Here is a 23,191-nt window from a genome sequence, read left to right on the forward strand (position 1 = left end):
TTTAAACAGAGACTGTGACTGCACCACCACCCCGTCGCCTGCTCGTGCCGGTAGCCGATTCGGTGACGGTCCGGAACACCGTTGCCTACGCCGTCGAACAGGCCGAATCGGCGGCCAGAGAGGGACAGCAACAGGTGTCGCTGCACCTCGTCGCTGTCGCAAGCACGCGCTCCGTCGACCCGGACGCCCAGTCGGAACTCGGCCAGGCAAAAGACCTGCTCGACCGCATCGAGGTCTGGCTCGACGAAGATCTGGGTGCTGAACGGCCATCAAACCTCGACGTAGAAACGGGCGTCATCGGAGCCGATCGCTACCTGTTCAGTCCCGGTAATTACGCTGACGTGATACTGGCCTACGCCGAGGAACACGGTATCGAGCGAGTAATCCTCGATCCGGAGTTCAACCCCGGCGGCACGACGCCGATGCTCCGGCCGCTCGAAGTCGAACTCGTCCGAGGCGATATCGAGGTTGAGACCGCACCCGTCGAGCGGCCGGCGCGGTCGACCGCGCTCGCTCGCGCCGCGACGCTCCCGAAGTATCTCACCGTGTTCGGGGCGTCGTACCTGTTTTATCTCCTGTTGAGTTCGTACAAGCCGCTGGATTTCTTCACTGGCGCGATAACCGCGACTATCGTCACTGCGTTGCTCGCGCCCATCGCGTTCAGTCGCCAGCCGTCGCTGACCCGGATTCCGAAACAGCTGGCCCGGATGGCGATATACGTCCCGTACCTCCTCAAGGAAATCGCGGTCGCGAACCTCCAAATCGCCTACGTGGTCTTGCATCCGTCGCTACCAATCGACCCAGAGATGGTCGATCTGGAGGCGGCGGTGTGGGGCGACGCCGCGGTGACGACGCTGGCAAACAGCATCACGCTGACGCCCGGGACGCTCACCGTCAGCGTCTCCGAGCAGGCGTTCGACATCCACTCACTTACCGGCAGCGCGCGCGAAGACCTGTTCGGTGGCGGCCTCGAACGGGCCGTCCGGTTCGTCTTTTACGGCCGGGAGGCCGCGGCGATTCCCTCGCCGCGCGAACGCGGACAGGGGGAGGACAGCGACACGGAAAGCGAGGTCGGAGAGCCAGAGGTGGCCGACGATGATTGAGTTCGAGACGGCACTGCTGGCAATCGCCAGTTCGTTCGTCCTGTTCGCGCTCGTGTCGCTGTACCGCGTGTTCGCGGGACCGACGGACCACGACAGAGTCATCGCGGTCAACGTGATGGGGACAAACACCGTCATCGCCATCGCGCTCGTCTCCGGCGCGCTGGATAAGCCGCTGTTCCTCGATATCGCGCTCGTGTACGCCCTGTTGAACTTCCTGCTCTCGATAGCGTTCTCGAAGTTCAACGTCGAACACGGGGGTGTGCTATGACGCCGATGGAATGGGCTATCGTCGCCCTTGCACTGGTCGGGGCCTTCTTCGGCGGCGTCGCCGCAATCGGTATCGTCCGGCTTCCGGACGTGTACACGCGTGCCCACGCGGCATCGAAGAGTGACACGCTGGGGGCTGTCCTCACTATCGGGGCCGCCGCGCTCGCGATTCAGACCGACCTCTCGACGATCAAGGCGGTCTTCCTGCTTGTGTTCATGTTTCTGACGAACCCGACGGCCGCCCACGCCATCGCCCGGGCGGCACAGGACCAGGGAATCGAGCCGTGGACAGCCGGCGACGAGGAGGGGGAGTCATGAGCCTGTCACTCATCGAGGCGGTGTTGCTGGTGTTCGTGCTGGGCTGTGCCATCGGCGCGGCAGTACTCCGTGACGTGCTGGCGGCGCTGATGGCGTTTGCCGCCTACAGCCTCGGTATCTCCATCATCTGGGTGATGCTCGAAGCCCCTGACGTAGGGCTGACTGAGGCGGCAGTCGGGGCCGGCATCATGACGATCCTGTTTATTCTGGCGCTGGCAAACACCGTTCGGCCACAGGAGAACGGTCTGTTCGAACCGATCAGCGTCCGAACTATCGCCCTGGTCGGCGCGTTCGTCGTCGTCATGCTTGCGACGGTCCCGTCGCTCCCTGCTGTCGGGGCAGACGGTGCGGCAAACCCCGTCGTCAGCGGCGAGGTGACGCAGTATTACATCGAAAACGCGTACGCGGACACGGAGGTCCACAACGCGGTGACGGCCGTGCTCGCGGCCTACCGTGGGTTCGACACCCTCGGTGAGGCCGTCGTGGTCTTCTCGGCCGGCGTGGCGGCACTGACCGTCCTCAGACAGGAGGTGTTCGCATGAGTAGCGACGAACGAACCGGGCTGTACGTCGAGAGTACGATCATCATGACGACAGTGCGACTCGTTGCGCCGTTCGTGCTCACCTTCGCCCTGTTCGTCATGTTCCACGGGGCGAACTCTCCCGGCGGCGGCTTCCAGGGCGGCGTCATCGCCGGCTCGGTTGTGATGATGCTCGCCTTCGCCTACGGCATCGATGCGGCGCGGGAGTGGGTCGACGTGCGCGTCGTCGCCGCGCTGGCCTCCGGCGGCGTGCTCGTATTCGCGGCCATCGGCCTGGGAACGATTTTGCTTGGCGGGAACTTCCTCGAATACCACCTGTACGAACAGTTCGTCTCGCACGCGACCGCCTACGGCATCGAACTCGTCGAACTCGGTATCGGTGGCATCGTCGCCAGCGTCGCTATCGGCCTCTTCTTCCTGCTTGCGGCCGGCTTTGGCCACGCCGTCGACTCCCCGGAGGGTGAGAACTAATGCTCGAACTGCTCGACTCACACTACAACTACTTCGCGGTGATGCTCCTGCTGGGTATCGGTCTCTATATGCTCATCGAATCGCGGAACCTCGTGAAGAAAGTCATCGGAATGAACATCTTCCAGACGGGCATCTTCCTGTTTTTCATCACGCTCGCGTTCCGGGCCGGCGGGAACCCGCCGATCATCGAGGAGGGTGGTGGTCCCTACGTCAGCCCGCTGCCACACGTCCTCATCCTGACCGCTATCGTCGTCGGGGTGAGCCTGACCGCCGTGGCGCTGGCGCTCATCATCCGCATCTACACGGAGTACGGGACGCTGGACGAAGACAAACTCAAACAGCTCTACTATGATTGAACAGATCCCCGTGTTGCTGGTCGTCCTGCCGATTGTCGGCGGCGCGGTGCCGCTGGTCGCCAGCCTCGTGAGCGACCGGGCCGGGTGGCCCATCGCGACGCTGACGCTCATCGGACAGGTCGGCCTGGCCGGACTGCTCGCATGGACCGTCGGCACGAGCGGCACCGTTTCCTACGCGGTCGGCGGCTTCGCCGCCCCGTATGGCATCGAACTCGTCGTCGACGGGCTGTCGGGGGCCGTCGCCCTGCTCGTGGCCGTCGTCTCGCTTGGCGTGCTCGCCTACGCCCGCGAGGCCGGGCCCCACTCGAACTCCTTCTACGGCCTCTACCTCCTGTTGGTCGCCGGGCTGACGGGAATGACCGTCACCGGCGACGTGTTCAACCTCTACGTCTTCCTCGAAATTACGGGACTGGCGGCCTACGGCCTCGTAGCGAGCGGTCGGGACGCGAGCGCCGCCGTCGCCGCGCTCAAGTATCTCATCATCGGAACGGTCGGGGCCTCGCTGTACCTGCTCGGCGTCGGATACCTGCTCGCAGCGACGGGCACGCTCAACATGGCCGACCTGGCGACCAAGCTCGGGGAGATGGCAGCCTACGACTCGACGCTCGTCCTGACCGCGTTCGGGCTGATGGTCGGCGGGCTGACGGTGAAAGTCGCCCTGTTCCCGCTGCACACCTGGCAGCCCGACGCCTACGCGAACGCGCCGGACTCCGTAAGCGCGTTCATCTCGGCGCTCGTCTCGACGGTGTCGGCGTACGCGCTCGCCCGCCTGCTGTTTTCCGTGTTCACCGCCGAGTTCCTGACGGCCGTGCCCGTCGCTCGCTGGGCGCTGGTCGGCCTGGCCTGCGTGAGCATCGTCGCCGGTAGCGCGCTGGCGGTGTCACAGAACAGCGTCCAGCGGATGCTCGCGTACTCCTCGGTGTCGCAGTTCGGCCTGGTCATCGCCGGATTCGCCATCGCGACGCCGATGGCCGTCGTTGGCGCAACAGTCCACCTGCTTGGCCACGCAGTGATGAAAGGCGGGCTGTTCGCCGCGACGGGCATCATCGAGCGCGAAACCGGCGCGACAACCATCAGCGGCTACGCCGGGATGGGGAGCCGCGTCCCGCTCACGGCGTTCTCCTTTTCTGTGCTCTCGCTTGCGATGGTCGGCGTCCCGCCAGCGGTCGGTTTCGTCGGGAAGTGGTACATCGTCCTCGGCGCGGTCAACGCCGAAATCTGGCCCGTCGTGGCTGTCCTGCTGGCGAGTACGCTGTTGACGCTGGCGTACTTCGCCCGCCTCGTCGAGCGGCTCTACTTCGCCGAGGCGACCATCCACGCGGAGGAGGGCGTGCCTGAAGATGCCCCCGTCACGGACGGGAGCGGACAGGCGGTTTCGTTCGGGATGGTCGCCGTCGTCGTCCTCGCGGCCGTCCTCGCGGTCGCGCTGACCGCAGCCGTCCCGGCGCTTGAACAGGTGCTCGAAGACACGCTTCTCCCCATTCTAAACCAATGACTGAATTCCGACCCATCCTGGCAATACTCGTCTCGGCGGTGGCTATCCCCGTGATTCTCTCGCTCAAAGGCCGGCCAAATCTGCGAGAGGGGGTAACTCTGACCGTCGCGTTCGCAAAGTTCGCTATCATTGCGAGCATGGTCCCCGGCGTCCTGAACGGGACAGAGTACGAGTTTGTCGTCGGGCAGTTCGCCACCGGTATCGAACTGGCATTTAGCGTCGACCCGCTGGGACTGCTGTTTGGCCTGCTCGCGAGCCTGCTGTGGATCGTCACGAGCTTCTACAGCATCGGCTACATGCGCGGACTGGACGAACACGCGCAGACGCGATACTTCGCCTCCTTTGCCGCCAGTCTCGCGTCGGCCATCGGCGTCGCCTTCGCGTCGAACCTGCTGACGCTGTTCGTCTGTTACGAACTGCTGACCGTCTCGACGTACCCGCTCGTCACTCACGACGAAACGGACGAGGCCCGCGCCGCCGGCCGAAAATACCTCGCGTACACCTTTGGCGGCGGAGTCGCTGTGCTGGGCGGGACCGTCCTGGTGTTCGTCCTTGCCGGGACGACGGCGTTCACGCCCGGTGGTCTCGAAGGTCTGGCGACGGCTGACCCGACGCTGGCGAGAGCCGCGTTCGCCCTCCTGGCGGCTGGCTTCGGCGTCAAGGCGGCGCTCATGCCGATGCACTCCTGGCTCCCCGATGCGATGGTCGCGCCGACACCGGTGTCGGGCCTGCTGCACGCCGTCGCCGTCGTCAAAAGCGGCGTGTTCGGCATCGCTCGCGTCGTGCTGGACGTGTTCGGCACTGAGACAATGGCGGAACTCGGCGTCGGTCTCCCGCTGGCCGCGATTGCGGCCTTCACGCTCCTGACCGCAAGCATCATCGCCCTCAGACAGGACAACCTCAAACGACGGCTGGCGTACTCGACGATTAGCCAGCTTTCGTATATTGTGCTGGGGCTGGGACTGCTCCACGGGCAAGCCCTGACCGGCGGCTTGCTCCACATCCCCGCCCACGCGTTCATGAAGCTCACGCTGTTCTTCTGTGCCGGCGCGATACACGTCGAAACGCATACTGACGATATCAGCGACATGGCCGGCATCGGGACGCGGATGCCACTGACGATGGCCGCCTTCGCCGTCGCCGCGGCCGGGATGGCTGGGATTCCGCTTGTGGCCGGGTTCGTCAGCAAGTGGTATCTCGTCATCGGGGCGCTGAGCCTCGATGGCGGGCTCATCTTCGCCGCTGCGCTGTTGGTTTCCGGCGTGCTCAACATCGCGTATTTCTGGCCCATCGTCTATCAGGCGTACTTCGAATCGCCGGAGGACCACGACCAGAAGCCGCTCCTCGAAGCGCCACTCGGTGGCCGGGGCGACGTGCGAGCCGACGGCGGTTCGGACGACGACGCCCACGACCACGCTGACGAGAGTGCCGTTCCGGACCCACAACACGTCGACCACCTGGGGATGCACCGCGAGGATCACGAGCACCACGGTGGCCCACCAGAAGGTGGCTGGGACGACCGCGGCTGGCGCGGCGGCGAGAGCACGTGGTTCATGCTCGGGCCGATACTGACCGCAGCAACGCTGTCGCTCCTACTGGGAACGATGCCGTACACGGCCGTCTTCCTGCGAATCGTCGACACCATCGTCGGTAACCTTCCGGGGGTGGGCGTCTGATGTCGACGCTGACGATGGTTCCACCGGTCGTCGTCCTGCTCGCGCTGGCCGTCGTGGTCTCCCGGCTCCCGCGACGGGCCGGCCACGCCGTCGGTGCGCTTGTGCCGGCGCTTGCGGTGCCGTGGGCGGTCATGGTACCCGAAGGGGCACATCTCCAGACACAGTTCCTCGGGTTCGAGGCCGTGCTGCTGAACGTCGACCCGTTCTCGCGGCTGATGGGCATCATCTTCGGGCTCATCGCCGCGGTCGCTGTCCTCTACTCCTACGCGAGCGACGCTGACACCACACAGACCGGCTACGCCCTCTCGTACGTGGCGACCAGCTTCGGGGCCGTCTTCGCCGGCGACTGGCTGACGCTCATCTTTTTCTGGGAGCTGATGGCTGTCACCAGCACCTTACTGGTGTGGCACTACGGCGGCAAGGCGGTCCGGGCCGGCTTCCGGTACGCGCTACTGCACGGCCTGGGCGGCACGCTGTTGATGGCCGCGATTCTCCGCCACTACGTCGAGGTGGAGACGTTCCTGTTCGCGTCGGTGCCAGGCGGGCCGGAGACGGCCGGCATCACGACCGGACTGGCCGCCGCGCTGGCCGCCATCGGCATCGGCGTCAACGTCGGCTTCATCGGCCTGCACGCGTGGCTGCCAGACACCTACCCGCGCCCGCACATCGCCGCCAGCGTCTTCCTCTGTGTGTTCACGACCAAGACCGGCGTCTACGGGATGTACCGGGCGTTCCCCAACGGCCACGAGGCTATCGCATACATGGGCGGCGGAATGGCTATCTTCGGCGCGCTGTTTGCGCTGTTCCAAAACGACATGCGGCGGCTCCTCTCCTATCACATCCAGTCACAGGTCGGATACATGGTCGCCGGCGTCGGCATCGGTGTCCCGCTGGCACAGGCCGGCGCGTTCGCCCACGTGTTCAACCACATCCTCTACAAAGGGCTACTGTTCATGACCGCCGGCGCTGTTATCTACCGGACCGGCGAGGAGAGCCTGAAGAAACTCGGCGGCCTCGCCCGCGAGATGCCGATCACCGCGGCCGCGTTCTCCGTCGCTGCCCTCTCAATCGCCGGCTTCCCCGGCTTCAACGGCTTCGTCAGCAAGGGCATCATCATCGCCGGCAGCCACTACGAGTTCGCTCACGGGCCGCTGTACTTCGACCACCGAACGACGCTTGAGTGGATGCTGCTCATCGGTGGCGTCGGCACGTTCATGTCGTTCATCAAGTTCGGCTACTACGCGTTCTTCCACGGCTCGTATGACGGTAGCGTTCCGGACGCGAACCGCGGCCAGAGCATCGCCATGGTGTCCGTGGCTGCGCTCTGTGTCGTCTACGGTGTGTATGACACGGCACTGTTCGCCATCCTTCCCTTCGACGTGACCGCTGAGGCAGCGGTGGGCGAGCACACGTATACGACCTACACCATTCCCCACATCATCGAAGGGCTCGGGCTCGCCGCCGCTGGACTGATCGGCTTCGCGGTGACGAAGAAGCCGCTGTCGAAACTCGGCCGCGTCCCGGACATCGATTCGCTGTATAATCCCGCGATCTTCTATGGTTCCCGCGGGCTCGTCGTCGGCGTGACCGAACTGTACGCCGCTGTGGACCGCGCCGTAGTCAAAACGACGGCCGTCGTCATCCACACGGCGACGGCCCCGAACGACGTGATCGCGCGTCTCAGCGACGATGACGGGCTCGTTCATCCGATGCGAGCCGGCATCGGGCTCAGTATCCTCATCCTCGCGGTGTTTGTCACGATTGCGCTGTTAGCGCTCTCGTAGCTCCTCCAAGAATATCAGTTGAGAACAGCATCTCAGACTGCGACAAAATAGCCTCTTCTGACTGCTTGTACGGTTTCCACCAGAGTGGTAATTACAGTCTCTGATAATACAGGTGCAGACTTATATATCTCCATAGCCACCCTTCGATAAGCACGGCATAACAGGGGTACCTGTTGATACGTGCGGACACAACCATGGAACTCAAACGATTCTTCAACGACGACGACGCGGTTTCGCCGGTCATCGGGGTCATCCTGATGGTCGCAATTACGGTCATCCTCGCGGCCGTTATCGCAACGTTCGTCCTCGGTCTGGGCGATCAGGTCAGTAACACGGCTCCGCAGGCTAGCTTTAGTACGGACTACGATTCAGGAGCTGGTGAGGTTGACGTGACCCACGATGGCGGTGACTCAATCACAGCAAGTAACCTCTACTTCAGAGGAAGCGGATTCGATACCAGCGCATCTGTTGGTGACGCTGAGAGCGCCGACATAAATGGTAATAACCAAGAGTGGCCCAGCTATGCTGCGAGTAGTAATAGTAAAGTTGTAGCCGGCGACAGAGCAGTAGTTGCTGTCGACAGTGACAGTTACGACTTCAGTGTCGTCTATGAATCAGCCACCGGCGACAGTTCCGCCACGCTTGCCACCGCAACCGGACCAGGCGCATAAACTCGCGTACGGTTCGTTTTTTCCGAGGCTAAAATCCGTGAGTTTATAACTGATGAACACCCTGATTTTCTCTGTATTCCTCACTATGGGTGGTGGGAATTGGAGGACATTACATGAGTAAGCAGATAGAGCGGTCGGATTCCACTGACTCGGATGACGACCTTTCAAAAGGTGAAATATTCGACGTTCTGCAGAACGAACGGCGTCGATATGTGCTTCAGTATCTCAGAGAACACGACGGGCCGGTACAACTCGGTGACCTTGCCTCGCACGTCGCGGCTCAGGAGTACGACTGTCCGAACACCGATGTCACGAGCACGCAGCGAAAGCGTGTCTACACCACGTTACAGCAGTCGCATCTCCCGCGGATGCACGAAACGGGTATCATTGATTACGATTCCGAGAGTGGAACAATCTCCAGAACCGCACAGACCGAAGATCTCACTGTGTACCTCGAAATCGTGCCGGGAAGCGAGTTCCCCTGGCGCGAGTACTACCTCTCGCTCGGTGCGGTCAGTCTGGCAATCGTCACAATCCTCTGGGTCGGCGTCTATCCGTTCACGGTCATTCCACCGCTGGTCTGGGCGACACTAATCGCTGTCGTCCTCAGTATCTCCGCGGGCTATCACACTTACGTGGGTCGTGAGATAACACTAACCGAGTACGTGGCCCAAGAGTCCGAGTCTCACGATTGAAACGCGTATTATTTTCGTCCGCTGCGTAGTTTCGTTTGCTTCGTTCGCTGCTGAATTATCCTATCACCCCGAACTCGAAATCCGGTGGTACAGCCAGCCTTGAATGACTTCAAGGCAGGATTGAACGGCTAAAACGTGTTGTGAGTATAAGTGGGTACCTCCCATGTGGTTGAGTCAGCACACCCCCGCGAGCCGGTAAGTGCATCCTTCGATGTTTAGGATGTTACTACTCGGGTCATGCTCGCGGTGTGCGCCGAACAAACCATGGATATCAAACAACTCATCCACGACGACGACGCTGTCTCGCCAGTCATCGGGGTCATCCTGATGGTCGCAATTACGGTCATTCTGGCGGCCGTTATCGCCTCCTTCGTGCTTGGTCTCGGTGATCAGGCACAGCAGGCAACGCCGCAGGCTAGTTTCTCCTGGGATTTCGATGAGAGCGTTGGCGACGCTGACTACGGTATCGTGAAAATAACCCATGATGGAGGCGATACGATCAATGGAAATGAATTGTACGTGCGTGGCGAAAATATTATTGATGCATCTTCAAATGGTATGACCAGCAGTGATTATGACTTGGACTCTACTACTTCCGGAGAGCCAACCTTCGGAAACAGCGACACAATAGGGGCGACCGAAGTTTCAGCAGGGACCTCGATGAATGTCGCTGTGTCAGATGCTTATGACCTGAGAGTTGTCTACGAAACTCAGGAAGGCGACTCCTCTGCAACGCTCTCGCAAGATTCTGGCCCCGAAGCATAACCCGGGCCTACTTTCTATTTTCCAACCGATCAGCAACAGCACTACGCCACGATGCTTTTATTGCCAGGTATCCAGTGACCGATAACAATGGAGCAAACGCGGGCTGTTATCACTGGTGTGACATCCGTCATGCTCGCTGTCACACTTCTTTCCGGTCCGCTGGTCCCTAGTGTTACACTGGCATCGGAACCCGAACCCGTGGCGCTCGAAACGGGCAACGTCACGGTTTCAGCGGTCGAAATGCCGGATACTGTAACACTCGAAGCGGGGTCCTACGGCGCAGCAAGCTACTACCTCAACGCGCCGCCGATCCATGTGCAGTTCTCGAATCGTACCGGACGGCCGACACTCGTCTACGAACTCACAATCGAGGAACTCGGTTACTCGCGGACGACGAATCACTTCCTGGACGAATCGACCGGTGACGCCTACGAACTAACGCTGGCGTCGGACACGTTCACCGACGCGGAGATCCAACGAGAGCAGTACAACGGCACGGTGACCGTCAGCAAGCGCGACGACGCGGGCCACGGCGTGGTGGCGACGCGAAACGTCACGATATCGGTGATCGAATGACAGCGACGGGGTTTGTCGGTGATTTGCGTCAGCGCGCCACCGCGCTGTCGGATATTCGCCGAACGGCGTATGCGGTGCTGTTCGGTGACCGACTCGGCTTGATCGTGTTTCTCGCAACAGTCGTGCTGTTCGGGCTGGTGTGGCGGACAGCGTTCCTGATTACCGATTCCTACACGCTGGCGAATGGGCTATACAGCCTCTCGAACGGACATGTAGCGTTGACCGACGCGGTCTACGGCCCCGGACTAGAGACACCAGGGGCAAACAGGTACGGCGGCCAGCGGTTCGCGCGCAACTACGGTGTCATCGTTCTCTCGCTGCCGGTCGTGTTCGCGCTCGATCTGCTCACTGCCGTCGTCGAACTCCGAATCGCGCTGGTCGCGCTCTGGTCGCTCGCGCTGCTGGCGTTTGTAGTCCAGTGCGGACACTACACCGACAACGAATGGGTCTCTGTCGGGGGCAGCGTCGTCGTTCTGGGGCTGTTCGGGCTAAACGTCGCGCTGGCACAACCACTCGATGCCGGTCGAACGCATCTGTACGCGCTGCAACTGACGCATCTTCTCATCGCGGCGTTCACACCGGTCGTTCTCTATCGGCTCTTCAGTCGAATGCGGACACGACGGTTAGGGTTCCTGAGCGCCGTTGTACTCACTGCCGGGACGCCACTGGCCTTCTGGGCGTCCGTGCCGAAGCGCCACGTCGTCACCGGAACCGTCGTCGTCTGCATCGCGTACTGCCTCTATCGGAGTCGCATGCCTACAGATGGTAGCCTCATCACGCAGCGGCGGACGTTCCGTGCGCTGGCCTACGCACTGGTGGGACTGTACGCCTGGGTGCACGCTCCAGAGGCACTCCTCCTTTGTGTCGCTGTCGTGGTTGTCGATGTCCCCACGGCACAGGACAACAGTCCTCGGACGCTCGCTCGTATCGGTGTCGTCTTCGCCCTCTCCTTGCTGCCGTTTATCGTTACCAATATCGCCATCTCAGGGTCCCCGATCAAACCCCCGAGAGTGATCTCCCGTAGCGGCTCCATTGGCGGGGATATCGCAGGCAGTGCTAGCGGGGATGGCGGCGGTGGCAGCGGTAGTGGTGGCGGGATCAGCAGAACACTGCTGGCCCCCCTGTTCACCCTCATCGAACGCGGGATGCAACCGCTGGTACTGCTGAGCGGCGAACTCATTAGGGGACTTGATACGATCCAGCAGCAACCAAATGACGTGTATCACGCGTTCGTCCGGTCGGGGAACGCAAGCGGTGCACTTGATATCGCCGGCGAGGAATCCGTCAATCTCTCACTACTGGAGTCTGCACCAGTTCTCGTCGCCATGGTCGGTGCGCTCCCAGTCCTCCGGCGGCTGCGCTTGCCCTCGTCAATGGGTGACCGAGTCCTCGGTGCTGACCGCGTCGTAGACGCGTTCGCAGTGACCGCGTTCGTCGGTGTCGTCTTGCTCTACGCGGGTCGCTTACCACTACACGCTCAAGTGACCGCCCGATACGTGTTCCCGCTGTATCCTCTGGGCGTGTATCTGGTCATGCGGCTCCCGGCGGTACGGGAGAGCCTGACAAATCACTGGCGCGTGTTCCTCTGGACAGTTACGGGCACAGTATTGATCGGCGGGCAACTGGCCCTGATTTTCGTCGCGTTGACGGTCAACGGCATCGGCGAGGCGTTCCAGTTACACGCGCTTCTCGGGCTCACGATAGCCGTCCCGCTTGGCAGTTGGGCGGTGATTGGTCGGTCCGAAGGGATGGCCGGACAGACTGGGGCAGTCCTCCTCGGTGCTGCAACGGGTGTGACAACGGTGTTTCTCCTGCTGACGAGCATCGAGTACTACGCGCTCGGAGATTCCCACCTCCTTCCGATGATGCGAGCGCTTGCCGAACTGGTGACGCTCTACTGAGTCGGTGACGGTGAATTTTAGTACGGGCTTGTAGTACCGCCAGCATGGACCGACTCAAGGAGTCCCTGCTCGACGCACCGATCATCGAGAAGGACGGCTACCACTACTTCGTTCACCCCATCAGCGATGGAGTCCCGATGCTCCGCCCGGAACTCCTGCGTGAGATCGTCATCAAGATCATCCGGAAAGCGGAGCTCGAAAACGTCGACAAGATCGTCACACCGGCCGCGATGGGCATCCACATTTCGACAGCCGTCTCGTTGATGACCGACATCCCACTCGTCGTCGTCCGCAAGCGCCAGTACGGCCTCGACGGCGAGGTATCGCTCTCTCAGGTGACCGGCTACTCCGAGAGCGAGATGTACGTCAACGACGTGTACGAGGGCGACCGCGTGCTGGTACTCGACGACGTGCTCTCGACCGGGGGGACGCTGGCCGGCCTCACGGGCGCGCTCGAAGACATCGGCGCTGACATCCGCGACATCGTCTGTGTCATCAAGAAAGCCGACGGGACGAACAAGCTCGACGAAGCGGGATACGACGCCAAGACGCTGATCAACGTCCAGGTCGTCGACGGCGAAGTCGTCATCGTCGACGAACACGGCGACGATTAGGTGACGGGTGTCGAGACGAGTACTAGAGAGAGCGGAAAACGGACCGCCAGAACTCGCCAGTAGACTTACAAAAACTCGGGTCGATATTGACTGCTGTGTCTCCCTCCATTCGGTCCCTCACAAAGGCTTTCGCCGCACTGTTCAGTTCGCTTGTTCTGTTAGGGCCGTTGACGCTCGGATTGCTCATCGGCGCGGGCGGAATTGTCCTCGAAGTAGCGACGGTCACGGTTCCGAACGCGCTCGAAATCATCGGGGTCAGCGTGGCCGTGGTGCTGTCACTTTGGATGGCTCTGGAAGGTGCGATGGCCCAGCGTCACGGACTCGGCACGCTTGACCGTGGCGGCCCGGTCCAGCGCACAGCCCGCTATCTGTTGGTCGCCGTCACTACCCTCGCTGGCCTCGTCGTTACCGTCCGATTTCTCACACTGGCGCTCCCGTGGGCCGTCGAGACGGGAAACACGCCCGCACAGATACTCGGCGGACTCCTCGCCGTTGCGTTGGTTGCGACGCTGTATCGGACACTCACAGCGGTCAGAGACGGGTACCGACACAGCGGTGACCGACGGTGAAACTGCCGAAAACGGGCTATAACGAGCGCTAGAGTAGATTTGAACTACGCCCACGCGCTCCCGCTGGTCGCTCGTGGTCTACTGCAAATCTACTGGACTATAATTGCCAAACTCAGCGTCTCTCGGCGATGAAACGCCTCGTTAGGGGAGTGAGTTCGGCAAAATGATAGCGGGAGGTAGATTTGAACTACCGATCTGCGGGTTATGAGCCCGCCGGAATCTCCTGGCTATCCCATCCCGCTACCTTCTGGTAGTCCGGTCCCCTCATTAAGGGTTGTGATTCGAGTGCCGTCCGTGAGTTAGTGACGCGCCCCTCAGCCGTCCGTGTGGACCTGCCACGTGAAGATGCTCTCGGCGACGTAATTGACGAGCATCGCCACGCCGATCGCGATCGGGCTCGCAGCGATAAACCACAGGTCCGTGCCGGCGACGACGAGTTCGATCGCCAGTCGCTGCGTGAGCAGCCAGTAGATGGCCAGTTGTACCGCGACGCCGCCGGATCGGACCAGATGTGATTTCCCGAGCCGTTTAGCGAACGAACGGCGACCGGTCTCGCCCTGGCCGGCGAACGTCCAGTGTTCGTTGACCAGAAACATCACGAGGATCGCCGTTTCGACGCCGGCGGCTTTGGCCCACATGTCGCTGACACCGAACGCCAGGCCTAGCACGGCGAGAACGGTGTTGTCGCTGATCGCGCCGACGACGCCGACGGAGACGAACTGGCCGAACCGGACACCGGACACCAGCGACTCGAACCGATCCGGAACGACGCGTCGGACCTGTTGCTCGATGTCTCTCATCGGTCCTTCTCGATCAGAGCGGTCGGCTCATCGAGGTGTTCGGCCAGGGCCGTGTGAAACCCGTCGTCTCGCAACTGCTTCGCCCGGTGGCGGGCGGTCAGCAGCGCCTGCAGCAGGTCGATCGACGTTCGTATCGGCGACACCGTCGAGCCGGGCTTGTCCTCCCACTCGATTGGGACTTCCTCGATGCACAGGTCCAGGGCGGCAGTGATAGCGATCAGTTCCACGTCCCACGCGAAGCCGGGTTCGTACAGGTGGTCGCGGACGCGCTCCCAGGCAGCCGCGTCGATGGCTTTCGCACCGCACTGGTAGTCGTACAGCCGCGCGTCGAGCAACCGGCCGGCGAGCCACGCGAAGCCGTCGCCGAGGAACCGGCGGGCGAACGTCTGGTGGGACGCAATTGTGGCGTCCGGATGGCGGCGGGAGCCGACAGCGAGGTCCGTTCGGCCATCGGTAACCGGGTCGAGTATCCGTTCGAGCGAGACGACCGGTGTCGACCCGTCGGCGTCGACAAAGGCTAGCACGTCGGTCTCCAACCGCTCGAACCCCGCGGTGATCGCTGCGCCCTTGCCGCGGCGGTAGGGTACGGTGTGAACCTCGACCGGCAGCGAACGGAGCTGTGCAGGAACGCCGTCTCGTGGTGCATCGAGTTCGACAGCGATGGTCTGTGGATCGAGGGCGTCGTCGATGGTAGCGATATACGTCCCGAGTTGGTCCATGTCGGGACGGTAGGCTGGGAGGACAACCCCGACGGTCGGCGACATTAGCGGGTAGTGGGACAGGCGGAAGTAAAAACAGTTCGAAGCTACCGGTCACTAATCAGTTGATAAGCCCGCGGACAACGGAAAAGCGTATAGGCCAGCGAACCGGTCCCTTCACTGATGGAATACGGGCTCCTCGCCACTTGGCTCGCCCTCTACCTACTGTTGCTGTATGCCGGCGGAACCGTCGCGGGACTACTGTTCCCTCGCTTTGCCGGCCGCGGAGTCGCGTTCGGAATCCCGGTCGCCGTCTCGATACTGTGGCTGGTCACCTATTTCGTCGGCCGCGTCTCCCTGGCCCTCGGCGTCTGGCTCGGCGTCGCCGTCCTCGCAGCGAGTACCCTCGCTGTATGGCGGTTTGACAGGGCACCTGACCTGGGAACCTACGCAGAGACGGCCGGCGTGTTCACAGCCGCGTTTCTGTTCCTCGTCGGCATCCGGGCGCTTGACCCAGCAATCGTCCCCGTCGGCGGCGAGAAGTTCCTCGATTTCGGTTTGTTGCAGTCGCTGGTGCGGGCCGACAGCCTCCCGCTAGAGGACATGTGGTTCGCCGGCGAACCGGTCGCGTACTACTACGGCGGCCACCTGATTGCAGCGATTCTCACCAGAATAACGGGGACTGCGGGACAGTTCGCGTACAACCTCGCGCTGGCGGGCTTTTACGCCACGCTGGTCACGGCGGCGTACGGGCTGGCCGGCGCTGTGGCGAGCGACCGCGGCCTCCCGCGGCGACTGGCCGCCGGCCTCACGGCGTTCTGTATCGGATTCGCCAGCAACCTGTCGACGCCTGCCAAGTTCGTCGTCTGGCTCCTGCCCGGGGATCTGAGCCAGACGGTCGCCGAGCGGGCCGGCTACGAACTGGACGGGCTTGCGGCGGGACCGGACGCGTTCAGCTACTGGGATGCGAGCCGCGTCATCGAGGACAGCGCGGCTGATTTCGGCACGTACGAACCGAGCGCTGCGCTGGTCATCGACGAGTTCCCGCTGTTTGCCTGGCTCAACGGCGACATGCACGCCCACATGATGAGCACTGGCTTCCTGCTGTTGGCCGCCGCGCTCTGTTTCAGCTACTACCAGACGCCGGCCGCCGAACGCCGACGGCGGCTCGCGCTACTGTTCGGTGCGCTCCCGGCCGTCGCCGGCATCATGGCTGTGACGAACACCTGGTCGTTCCCGTCGATGGGCGGGCTGGCGCTCCTGACCGTAACCGTTGCGCCGGCCGACCCGACGACGCTCCTGCCGAAGCACGTCGGACAGCGGCTCCGCCTGAACGGGCCGGGCCAAGAGGCCGTCCGGGTCGGAATGGGGCTGGCCGTCGCTGGTGGCGTCATCGCGCTGGGATTGCTCTGGTCGCTGCCGTTCTGGCTCGGCCCGGCAAGCGGGCGCGAGATCGCGGTCCTGCCCGACCGGACCTCGCTGCTGGAACTCCTGGCCGTCCACGGCCTGTTCGTCGCCCCGTTCTGGCTGTACCTGTACGCCCAGACCGGCCGTGCCGTCGGGCGGAGCACGGCCCGCATCGTCGGTCTCGTGACCGTCGGAACGGCAGCGCTGGCGGCGACGCTTGACATCGCCGCGGTCGGGCTGCTCGTCCCCCTGTTGCTCGGCGCGTGGCTGTTCGCGCGCTCGCCGACGCTCGACCGCACCGTCGACGCGGTTCCGGCGCTCGCTGACGGCGGCGACCGGCCCGTCGGCTTCGAAGCCGTGCTGATTCTGGCCGGCGCAGGCCTGGTACTGCTCGTCGAGTTCGTCTTCGTCAGGGAGAACATCGGCCGGATGAACACCGTCTTCAAGACGTACATGCAGGTGTGGGTGCTCTGGGGGGTGGCTGTCGGCCCCGTGCTGGCGTGGCTGCTCACCCGCTGGCGGCCGGCCGACGACCGTGCGCGAACATGGGTCACCACTGGCGTGCGCGCGTTCGTCGCCTTGCTGGTCTGTTCGGCGTCGATCTACGGCGTGTTCGCGCTCTCGAACCACGTCGACGCCGGGGACGATCCCACGCTGGACGGGCTGGCCTATCTCGACGAGGACCACCCCGAGGAAGCCGAGGCGATCCGGTGGCTTGACGAGAACACGGCTGGGCGGCCGACCATCGTCACGGCCGCACCGGCAGGCTACCAGTGGGATACCGACGACGGTGAGGGCGCGAGCGCGCCGTCGAGCCTGACCGGACTGCCGACCGTCGCGGGCTGGACCCACGAGGCCCAGTACCGCAACGACACGGTGTACGACAGCCGCGTGAATGACGTGGCGACGATTTACACCGGCGAGCCGGACGACCAGCGTCGCCTTCTGGAAGCGTACGACGTGCGCTACGTCTACGTCGGCCCCGCCGAACGGGCGCGCTACGACGACGTGACTGTCGACCAGCTACAGGGCGTGACCGTGGCAAAGCAGACCGACGGCGTCACGGTCTATCGAGTGCGGCCAGCGCAGTTCTGAAAAAGAATCGGATTCCTGGGTGTGGACGCCGATTTCTCCGAGTGCGACGGGCCAATCAGGACTCGGCGTTCGGCGGCGCGCGCTCGCGGAGGACGGTGACGGCCTCGGCCTCGATGTCGTCCGTGTCCAGGTGCATCGGGATGTACTCCTGGCGCTTGAACGTCTCTTCCTCGTCTTCCGAGCCGATAGTGCACCAGAGCTGTGGCCGGTCCGGGCCGTGCCAGTCGCCCTGCCGCGAGACCGAGAACACCTCGTACTCCTCGTCCTCGTACTCGATGCGGCCGCCCTTACGCAGCCCCGGGTCGCCGTGGATAATGAGCTTCTTCATGCGCGTTCCTTTGCCAACAGCGTACTTAGTGACTTCGAAGGCGACTGCGACACTGGGCACCAATCGACAACGAGGATGAGTCAACAGTCTGAAACTAGAATGTCCTTATATTCTTTCGGATAGTGTTTAGATGCTTAACATCCTGATAGCAGAGATTTATATATTGGAATCGATGACAGTCATGTATGTTGAAACAACAGCAGCGGTCGTGCGAGCGGGCCTCGGTCGTGGTCAGTCCGATGGACGATAACGGGCGAATGGAGCTTCGAGATGTCGAAACCGACGAAACGTACGAGGTCGTGGACTACATCGACGACGAACTGGCGACGAAGCTGGGGTCGCTTTCCGCTGGCGAAGCCGTCGAACTCGAACTGCTGGCCGGGGCAGAGTCAGGCGTGTTCGGTGCGGTCCGAGTCAACGCCAGCGGGCCGTCCGCCCGGTTCCAGTAGACCGCGCTACGGCGGGAAGGGGACGAGCCAAATGTGGCGGGTGGTCACATGATCGGGACGGGGCTGTGTGGCACACGGCAGGTCCGAACCAAACGGGTTTTAAGCGGTCACGTCAAATCGCTCGGTAAGGCCGATATCTATGCAGATGCCACGACGATTCAATACGTACTGTCCGCACTGTAACGAGCACCAGGAACACGAGGTCGAGAAGGTCCGTAGCGGCCGCCAGACCGGCATGAAGTGGATCGACCGCCAGCGCGAACGCAACTCCGGTATCGGGAACGACGGGAAGTTCTCGAAGGTCCCCGGTGGCGACAAGCCCACCAAGAAGACGGACCTCAAGTACCGCTGTGGCGAGTGTGGGAAGGCCCACCTCCGCGAGGGATGGCGCGCCGGCCGACTGGAGTTCCAGGAGTAACGATGGCAGGAAGCTTCATCACCGTCGAATGCCCCGACTGCGAGAACGAACAGACCCTCTTCGAGAAGGCCGCGAGCGAGGTCTCGTGTGCCGTCTGTGGCCACACTATCGCCCGCCCCACCGGCGGGAAGGCCGACATCGAAGGCGAAGTGACCGCCGTCGTCGAGGCCCGATAGGATGAAATACAGCGGCTGGCCCGAACCGGGCGAGCTCGTCGTCGGCAAGATCGACGAGATCGAGGACTTCGGCGTGTTCGTCGACTTAGACGAGTACGAGGGCAAGCGCGGCCTCTGTCACATTTCCGAGGTCGCCAGCGGATGGATCAAGAACGTCCGCGACCACGTCAACGAAGGGCAGACAGTCGTTGCGAAGGTGCTTGATGTCGACGAGAGCGCCCAGCAGATCGACCTCTCGATCAAGGACGTTAACGACCACCAGCGGAAAGAGAAGATCCAGGAGTGGAAAAACGAGCAGAAGGCCGACAACTGGATGGAACTGGCCTTCGGCGAGGACTTAGACGACGAGACCTACGCCGCCATCGCCAACGAGCTGCTGGCGGAGTTCGGCTCGATGTACGACGGGTTCGAGTCGGCGGCGATCCACGGCAAGGACGCCCTCGAAGACGTGGACCTCGCCGAGGAGGAGATCGACGCCATCGTCCAGACGGCCCGGAACAACGTCTCCGTGCCGTACGTGCAGGTCACTGGCTACGTCGACCTGTCCTGTCCCGAAAGCGACGGCGTCGATGTCATCAAGGAAGCGCTCCAGGCCGCGGAGGGCAACGGCGAAGTCCCCGACGAGATCGAACTCGAAGTGACCTACGTCGGGTCGCCGGAGTACCGCATCCAGGTGCAAGCGCCCGACTACAAGACCGCAGAAGGCGCGCTCGAAGAGAGCGCGGCCCGCGCCGCGAAGGTCGTCGAGCAACACGGGGGCACGGGACAGTTCCACCGCGAACGCAGCGAAGACGACGAGTAAACCGCCGCTGACCGACGATTTTCAACCGATGAAATCGGATATTCGCGTCTGTGCCGCCTGGGAGTCCGAACACGACCGGCCGGTGTACACGCTCGGTGACACCTGCCCGGAGTGCGGGCACGAGGCGGTCAACAGCGCGCCCGCACCGTTCTCGCCTGAGGACAGCTACGGCGAGTATCGACGTTCTCTTAAGCAACGCCGCCGCGAATAAGCCGTATGGACGAATTCGACATCGAGACCGTAGCGGACCCCGACCTCGACGACCCGGTCCTGGTCGAGGGGCTGCCCGGCGTCGGCCACGTCGGCAAACTCGCCGCAGAGCACCTGCTAGAGGAACTCGAAAGCGAGCTCGTTCGCCGCGTCTACTCAACGCATTTCCCGCCCCAGGTCAGCATCCACGAGGGGCAGGCCCAGCTCGCCTGTGCTGAGTTCCACGCCGTCACGCCGGATGAGGGCCAGGACCTGCTCGTCCTCTCGGGAGACCACCAAGCGCAGGACAACGAGGGCCACTACGGCCTGACCGACACTTTCCTCGACATCGCTGACGATTTCGGCGTCCAGCAGGTGTTCGCCCTCGGCGGCGTCCCGACCGGCGAACTCATCGAGGAGTACGACGTACTCGGTGCGACGACGACCGAAGACTTCAGAGAGACGCTAGAAGACGCCGGCGTGGCCTTCCGCGAGGACGAACCCGCAGGCGGCATCGTCGGGGTCTCCGGCCTGCTGCTTGGCCTGAGCAAGCGCCGCGACGTGCCGGCCTGCTGTCTCATGGGCGAAACGTCGGGGTATCTGGTCGACCCCAAAAGCGCACAGGCCGTCCTCGAAATCCTGCAGAACGTTATCGGGTTCGAGGTCGACTACAGCTCGCTGGAGGACCGCGCCGACGAGATGGAGGAAGTCGTCCGGAAGATCCAGGAGATGGAACAGCAGAACTCCCCGTCGCCCGCCGACGAGGACCTCAGATACATCGGCTAAAGCGGACAGCTGCAACGAACGTTAGCGGAGAGCGAGAATTTCTTTACTTCCGGGTCCTAACGACAGATCGTGCAGACACAACCGGGCATGGTGCCGGAGTGGCTGGTCCTCGGGCTCGTCCTGGGTGTCGCCGGCAGCCTCGTCGTTGCCGGGCTGTTCGTCCTCGCCAATCGCGTGTTCCCGGCCGAACGGCCCAACCGACAGGCGACCGACGGCGGCGAGATGCGACGCCGGGCAGAACTCCGTGAGTACCTCACCGCTATCGACGAGCAGTTCGCCGAGAACCACTTCGTCGAGGGCCAACACGTCGCCTTCTATCTCCCAAAGCGGGACGTAGCGATCACGTTTGACGCCCGGGCGTACTACCGCATCGAGCGGTCGCCGACCGTTCCGGTGCTGGTCGAACACGAGATGCCCGGCATCTACCTCGGCGCACGGCTCCCCTTCGAGACACCGGAGGTCGATCTCGGCCCCGACCCCGAGGACGAACCACATCCGACAGTGCAGGCGTTCAGCGAACTGGGACTCACGCAGAACGCATCCCTAGACGACGTGAAAGCAGCCTACCGCGAGCGCGTCAAGGAGGTCCATCCGGACCACGGCGGCAACGAAGACGAGTTCAAGCGCGTCCGGGAAGCCTACACCACTGCGAAACAGCACGCGTCCGGGCCGTCGAAGCGGAGAGCGTCGTAAATCGCACATGCCGACTCGTACTCGCTGTTCATGGAAATCGGGAAGTACGTTTAGAATTCAAGGGATACGGTACTTCCGCGGGGATCGGCCTCTTCGATAGTAATGGTCCCGTCGGATAAGCGTACGACCCAGGAGACGAAAATTAGTCCCAACCCCGTACCGTGATTAACTGGGCTAGCATCGTGGTCGATGAGAAGGTCATCACAATCCTGCTTCGGGATGCTCGGACCGTTGTCGGTTACGCGGACCACCCCTCGGCCCTGATTGTTTTCAGTCACCGTAACGTGGACCGTCGGTGAGTCAGTATCGTTGTGTTTGATCGCGTTCTGGATCAGTTCCGTGATCGCCTCGCCTACCGTCGGGATTGCCGTGACCGTGATGGGATCGGCCATCGTCATCTGGATGTCGGCATTGGGATAAGCAGTCCGGCACTCGGCGACGCGCTGTTCGACGAGTGCCGTGAGGTCGGTCGGAACCGGGTCAGGTGGGTTCGAGAGGAGTTCGATAACCTGCCGTTCACGGTCCGCTTGGGTGGAGAGTCTGGTGGCGTGGTCCCGAATCCGGTCGGCGGCGGCTTTCACATCCGCTACGTTCCCCCGTTTGATGTTGTCGGCTAAGCCGTAGATAGCCGATACTTCGTTGCGGATGTTGTGTCGGAGCCATCGTTCGAGTACCTGCAACTGCTGGTCTCGTTCTTCGCGTTCGGTCACGTCAACAATGATGGCCTGCCCGATATCTGACCCACGGAACTCGCCGACAGCCGTTGAAACCTGAACGTATCGAACCTCCCCGTCCGCCGTTTGGAGCTTCATTCGCGTCGGACCGACGGACTCCTTGTTTTCGATCACGGCGTCAAGTTCCGCCCGCGCCTGCGAGCGGTCGTCCGGGTGGATGAAATCGAAAATCTGCTCTCCGATGAGAGCCTCCGGCCCGTCAAGGTCAAGTAACTCGACGACAGCTTCGTTACACCATATCGATTCACCGGTCGCATCGAACAGGTTGATCGGAGCGGGCGACATCTCGATCATGTGGCGATACCGATGCTGGCTCTCGTCGTCACTCTTGTTACGCGCCTGTTGCAGGCTCCTTCGTAAACGGGAGATAACAACATCCGGGTCGGCGTGTTTCGGCGCGTAGCCGCTTACACCGGCAGCGATTGCGTCACCGGCAACCGAAGCCGAGTCGGTGTCGGGGAGCAGTATGAATGGGAGCACTGGATGGGAGACACGGACAGACGTGAGCAGTTGGATCCCATCGAGAGCAGGAAGCGAGTACTCGCTGATGATGCCGTCGATATCACCGCTTCTGATCCGCCGGAGGCAGTCACAGCCCGACTCGACGGTTTCGCTGTCGAACCCATCGGCAGCGAGCGCGTCTTCGAGCCGCCTTTCGAGTGCCCCGGACTGATCGACAAGGAGAATTCGCAAGCTCCCACCGTCTGCGGTTGCCATACACTCATGTGAAAGATTAGCATAGTGTGCACTTGTAGTTACGGGAGATAGTGTCGGTACGGGACGCCTCCGTGTTCGAGTGACACCAATCAGTTCG

The 23,191-nt window shown here is 62.6% G+C and carries 28 protein-coding genes and 1 tRNA gene; 24 read left to right on the plus strand and 5 right to left on the minus strand.

What is annotated here, in order from left to right; all coding sequences use genetic code 11:
• Window positions 1–62 precede the first annotated feature (62 nt).
• The 16 genes from Harman_RS04485 to Harman_RS04560 all read left to right on the plus strand — a co-directional run bounded on the left by Harman_RS04485 (window position 63) and on the right by Harman_RS04560 (window position 13,802).
• Window positions 63–1,103 (plus strand): monovalent cation/H+ antiporter subunit E, encoded by a 1,041-nt coding sequence (locus tag Harman_RS04485; RefSeq protein ID WP_235007168.1) that lies wholly within the window; start codon window positions 63–65, stop codon window positions 1,101–1,103.
• A complete protein-coding gene (locus Harman_RS04490; protein WP_137682602.1) occupies window positions 1,096–1,371 on the plus strand; it encodes a cation:proton antiporter in 276 nt (91 codons plus the stop codon). The genes Harman_RS04485 and Harman_RS04490 overlap by 8 nt, the downstream gene beginning before the upstream one ends.
• Window positions 1,368–1,688: a monovalent cation/H(+) antiporter subunit G gene (mnhG, locus tag Harman_RS04495; RefSeq protein ID WP_137682603.1), complete on the plus strand. Its 321-nt coding sequence runs from the start codon at window positions 1,368–1,370 to the stop codon at window positions 1,686–1,688. Before Harman_RS04490 ends, mnhG begins: the two co-directional genes overlap by 4 nt.
• Window positions 1,685–2,230: a DUF4040 domain-containing protein gene (locus Harman_RS04500; RefSeq protein ID WP_137682604.1), complete on the plus strand. Its 546-nt coding sequence runs from the start codon at window positions 1,685–1,687 to the stop codon at window positions 2,228–2,230. Before mnhG ends, Harman_RS04500 begins: the two co-directional genes overlap by 4 nt.
• Window positions 2,227–2,700: a Na(+)/H(+) antiporter subunit B gene (locus Harman_RS04505; protein ID WP_137682605.1), complete on the plus strand. Its 474-nt coding sequence runs from the start codon at window positions 2,227–2,229 to the stop codon at window positions 2,698–2,700. The genes Harman_RS04500 and Harman_RS04505 overlap by 4 nt, the downstream gene beginning before the upstream one ends.
• Window positions 2,700–3,056 carry a cation:proton antiporter subunit C gene (locus Harman_RS04510; RefSeq protein WP_137682606.1) on the plus strand — a complete coding sequence of 119 codons (357 nt, stop codon included), beginning with the start codon at window positions 2,700–2,702 and terminating at the stop codon, window positions 3,054–3,056. The genes Harman_RS04505 and Harman_RS04510 overlap by 1 nt, the downstream gene beginning before the upstream one ends.
• Complete coding sequence (locus Harman_RS04515; RefSeq protein WP_137682607.1) at window positions 3,049–4,551, plus strand: monovalent cation/H+ antiporter subunit D family protein; 1,503 nt, start codon at window positions 3,049–3,051, stop codon at window positions 4,549–4,551. Before Harman_RS04510 ends, Harman_RS04515 begins: the two co-directional genes overlap by 8 nt.
• Entirely contained in the window at window positions 4,548–6,227 is a 1,680-nt protein-coding gene (locus Harman_RS04520) for a cation:proton antiporter (protein WP_137682608.1), read from the plus strand. The genes Harman_RS04515 and Harman_RS04520 overlap by 4 nt, the downstream gene beginning before the upstream one ends.
• A complete protein-coding gene (locus tag Harman_RS04525; RefSeq protein WP_137682609.1) occupies window positions 6,227–8,011 on the plus strand; it encodes a Na(+)/H(+) antiporter subunit D in 1,785 nt (594 codons plus the stop codon). Before Harman_RS04520 ends, Harman_RS04525 begins: the two co-directional genes overlap by 1 nt.
• 194 nt (window positions 8,012–8,205) lie before the next feature.
• Complete coding sequence (locus Harman_RS04530) at window positions 8,206–8,682, plus strand: type IV pilin (RefSeq protein WP_137682610.1); 477 nt, start codon at window positions 8,206–8,208, stop codon at window positions 8,680–8,682.
• A gap of 113 nt (window positions 8,683–8,795) precedes the next feature.
• Entirely contained in the window at window positions 8,796–9,377 is a 582-nt protein-coding gene (locus Harman_RS04535; RefSeq protein WP_137682611.1) for a DUF7344 domain-containing protein, read from the plus strand.
• A 264-nt stretch (window positions 9,378–9,641) separates the two neighbouring features.
• Entirely contained in the window at window positions 9,642–10,142 is a 501-nt protein-coding gene (locus Harman_RS04540; protein ID WP_137682612.1) for a type IV pilin, read from the plus strand.
• Between the two features lie 87 nt (window positions 10,143–10,229).
• On the plus strand, window positions 10,230–10,718 hold the full coding sequence (locus Harman_RS04545; protein ID WP_137682613.1) for a hypothetical protein: 489 nt from the start codon (window positions 10,230–10,232) through the stop codon (window positions 10,716–10,718).
• A complete protein-coding gene (locus Harman_RS04550) occupies window positions 10,715–12,619 on the plus strand; it encodes a hypothetical protein (protein ID WP_137682614.1) in 1,905 nt (634 codons plus the stop codon). The genes Harman_RS04545 and Harman_RS04550 overlap by 4 nt, the downstream gene beginning before the upstream one ends.
• Window positions 12,620–12,663: 44 nt before the next feature.
• Window positions 12,664–13,233 carry a hypoxanthine/guanine phosphoribosyltransferase gene (hpt, locus tag Harman_RS04555; RefSeq protein ID WP_137682615.1) on the plus strand — a complete coding sequence of 190 codons (570 nt, stop codon included), beginning with the start codon at window positions 12,664–12,666 and terminating at the stop codon, window positions 13,231–13,233.
• A gap of 167 nt (window positions 13,234–13,400) precedes the next feature.
• Window positions 13,401–13,802 carry a hypothetical protein gene (locus Harman_RS04560; protein WP_327410245.1) on the plus strand — a complete coding sequence of 134 codons (402 nt, stop codon included), beginning with the start codon at window positions 13,401–13,403 and terminating at the stop codon, window positions 13,800–13,802.
• 167 nt (window positions 13,803–13,969) lie between these two features.
• On the opposite strand, the gene Harman_RS04565 is transcribed toward Harman_RS04560, so the two are convergent.
• From Harman_RS04565 to Harman_RS04575, 3 genes are all read right to left on the minus strand, one after another.
• Window positions 13,970–14,044 (minus strand) — tRNA-Met (locus Harman_RS04565).
• 72 nt (window positions 14,045–14,116) lie between these two features.
• The gene (locus tag Harman_RS04570) at window positions 14,117–14,602 is read right to left on the minus strand and encodes a GtrA family protein (RefSeq protein WP_137682617.1); all 486 of its coding nucleotides are present in this window, start codon (window positions 14,600–14,602) and stop codon (window positions 14,117–14,119) included.
• A complete protein-coding gene (locus Harman_RS04575) occupies window positions 14,599–15,366 on the minus strand; it encodes a glycosyltransferase (protein ID WP_137682618.1) in 768 nt (255 codons plus the stop codon). Before Harman_RS04575 ends, Harman_RS04570 begins: the two co-directional genes overlap by 4 nt.
• Before the next feature lie 117 nt (window positions 15,367–15,483).
• On the opposite strand from Harman_RS04575, the gene Harman_RS04580 reads away from it, so the two are divergent.
• A complete protein-coding gene (locus tag Harman_RS04580; RefSeq protein WP_137682619.1) occupies window positions 15,484–17,802 on the plus strand; it encodes a DUF2298 domain-containing protein in 2,319 nt (772 codons plus the stop codon).
• Window positions 17,803–17,857: 55 nt separating this feature from the next.
• Here the strand turns inward: Harman_RS04580 and Harman_RS04585 are convergent, their stop codons facing one another.
• On the minus strand, window positions 17,858–18,130 hold the full coding sequence (locus Harman_RS04585) for an HAH_0734 family protein (protein ID WP_004593652.1): 273 nt from the start codon (window positions 18,128–18,130) through the stop codon (window positions 17,858–17,860).
• 185 nt (window positions 18,131–18,315) lie between these two features.
• On the opposite strand from Harman_RS04585, the gene Harman_RS04590 reads away from it, so the two are divergent.
• From Harman_RS04590 to Harman_RS04620, 7 genes are all read left to right on the plus strand, one after another.
• Complete coding sequence (locus Harman_RS04590) at window positions 18,316–18,579, plus strand: hypothetical protein (RefSeq protein ID WP_137682620.1); 264 nt, start codon at window positions 18,316–18,318, stop codon at window positions 18,577–18,579.
• Window positions 18,580–18,718: 139 nt separating this feature from the next.
• A complete protein-coding gene (locus tag Harman_RS04595; RefSeq protein ID WP_004593654.1) occupies window positions 18,719–18,997 on the plus strand; it encodes a 50S ribosomal protein L44e in 279 nt (92 codons plus the stop codon).
• 2 nt (window positions 18,998–18,999) lie between these two features.
• A complete protein-coding gene (locus Harman_RS04600) occupies window positions 19,000–19,173 on the plus strand; it encodes a 30S ribosomal protein S27e (RefSeq protein ID WP_004518703.1) in 174 nt (57 codons plus the stop codon).
• 1 nt (window position 19,174) lies between these two features.
• Entirely contained in the window at window positions 19,175–19,975 is an 801-nt protein-coding gene (locus Harman_RS04605; RefSeq protein WP_137682621.1) for a translation initiation factor IF-2 subunit alpha, read from the plus strand.
• 28 nt (window positions 19,976–20,003) lie between these two features.
• Window positions 20,004–20,186 (plus strand): RNA-protein complex protein Nop10, encoded by a 183-nt coding sequence (locus Harman_RS04610; RefSeq protein ID WP_137682622.1) that lies wholly within the window; start codon window positions 20,004–20,006, stop codon window positions 20,184–20,186.
• 5 nt (window positions 20,187–20,191) lie between these two features.
• Window positions 20,192–20,950, plus strand: coding sequence for a proteasome assembly chaperone family protein (locus tag Harman_RS04615; protein ID WP_137682623.1), 759 nt, complete (start codon window positions 20,192–20,194; stop codon window positions 20,948–20,950).
• Window positions 20,951–21,019: 69 nt separating this feature from the next.
• Window positions 21,020–21,643: a J domain-containing protein gene (locus Harman_RS04620; RefSeq protein ID WP_137682624.1), complete on the plus strand. Its 624-nt coding sequence runs from the start codon at window positions 21,020–21,022 to the stop codon at window positions 21,641–21,643.
• Window positions 21,644–21,693: 50 nt separating this feature from the next.
• Here Harman_RS04620 and Harman_RS04625 read toward each other — a convergent pair whose 3' ends face one another.
• Window positions 21,694–23,094: an ATP-binding protein gene (locus tag Harman_RS04625; RefSeq protein WP_137682625.1), complete on the minus strand. Its 1,401-nt coding sequence runs from the start codon at window positions 23,092–23,094 to the stop codon at window positions 21,694–21,696.
• Window positions 23,095–23,191 lie beyond the last annotated feature (97 nt).

Origin of the sequence: Haloarcula mannanilytica, assembly GCF_005406125.1 — an archaeon.
Classification (GTDB): Archaea; Halobacteriota; Halobacteria; order Halobacteriales; family Haloarculaceae; genus Haloarcula; species Haloarcula mannanilytica.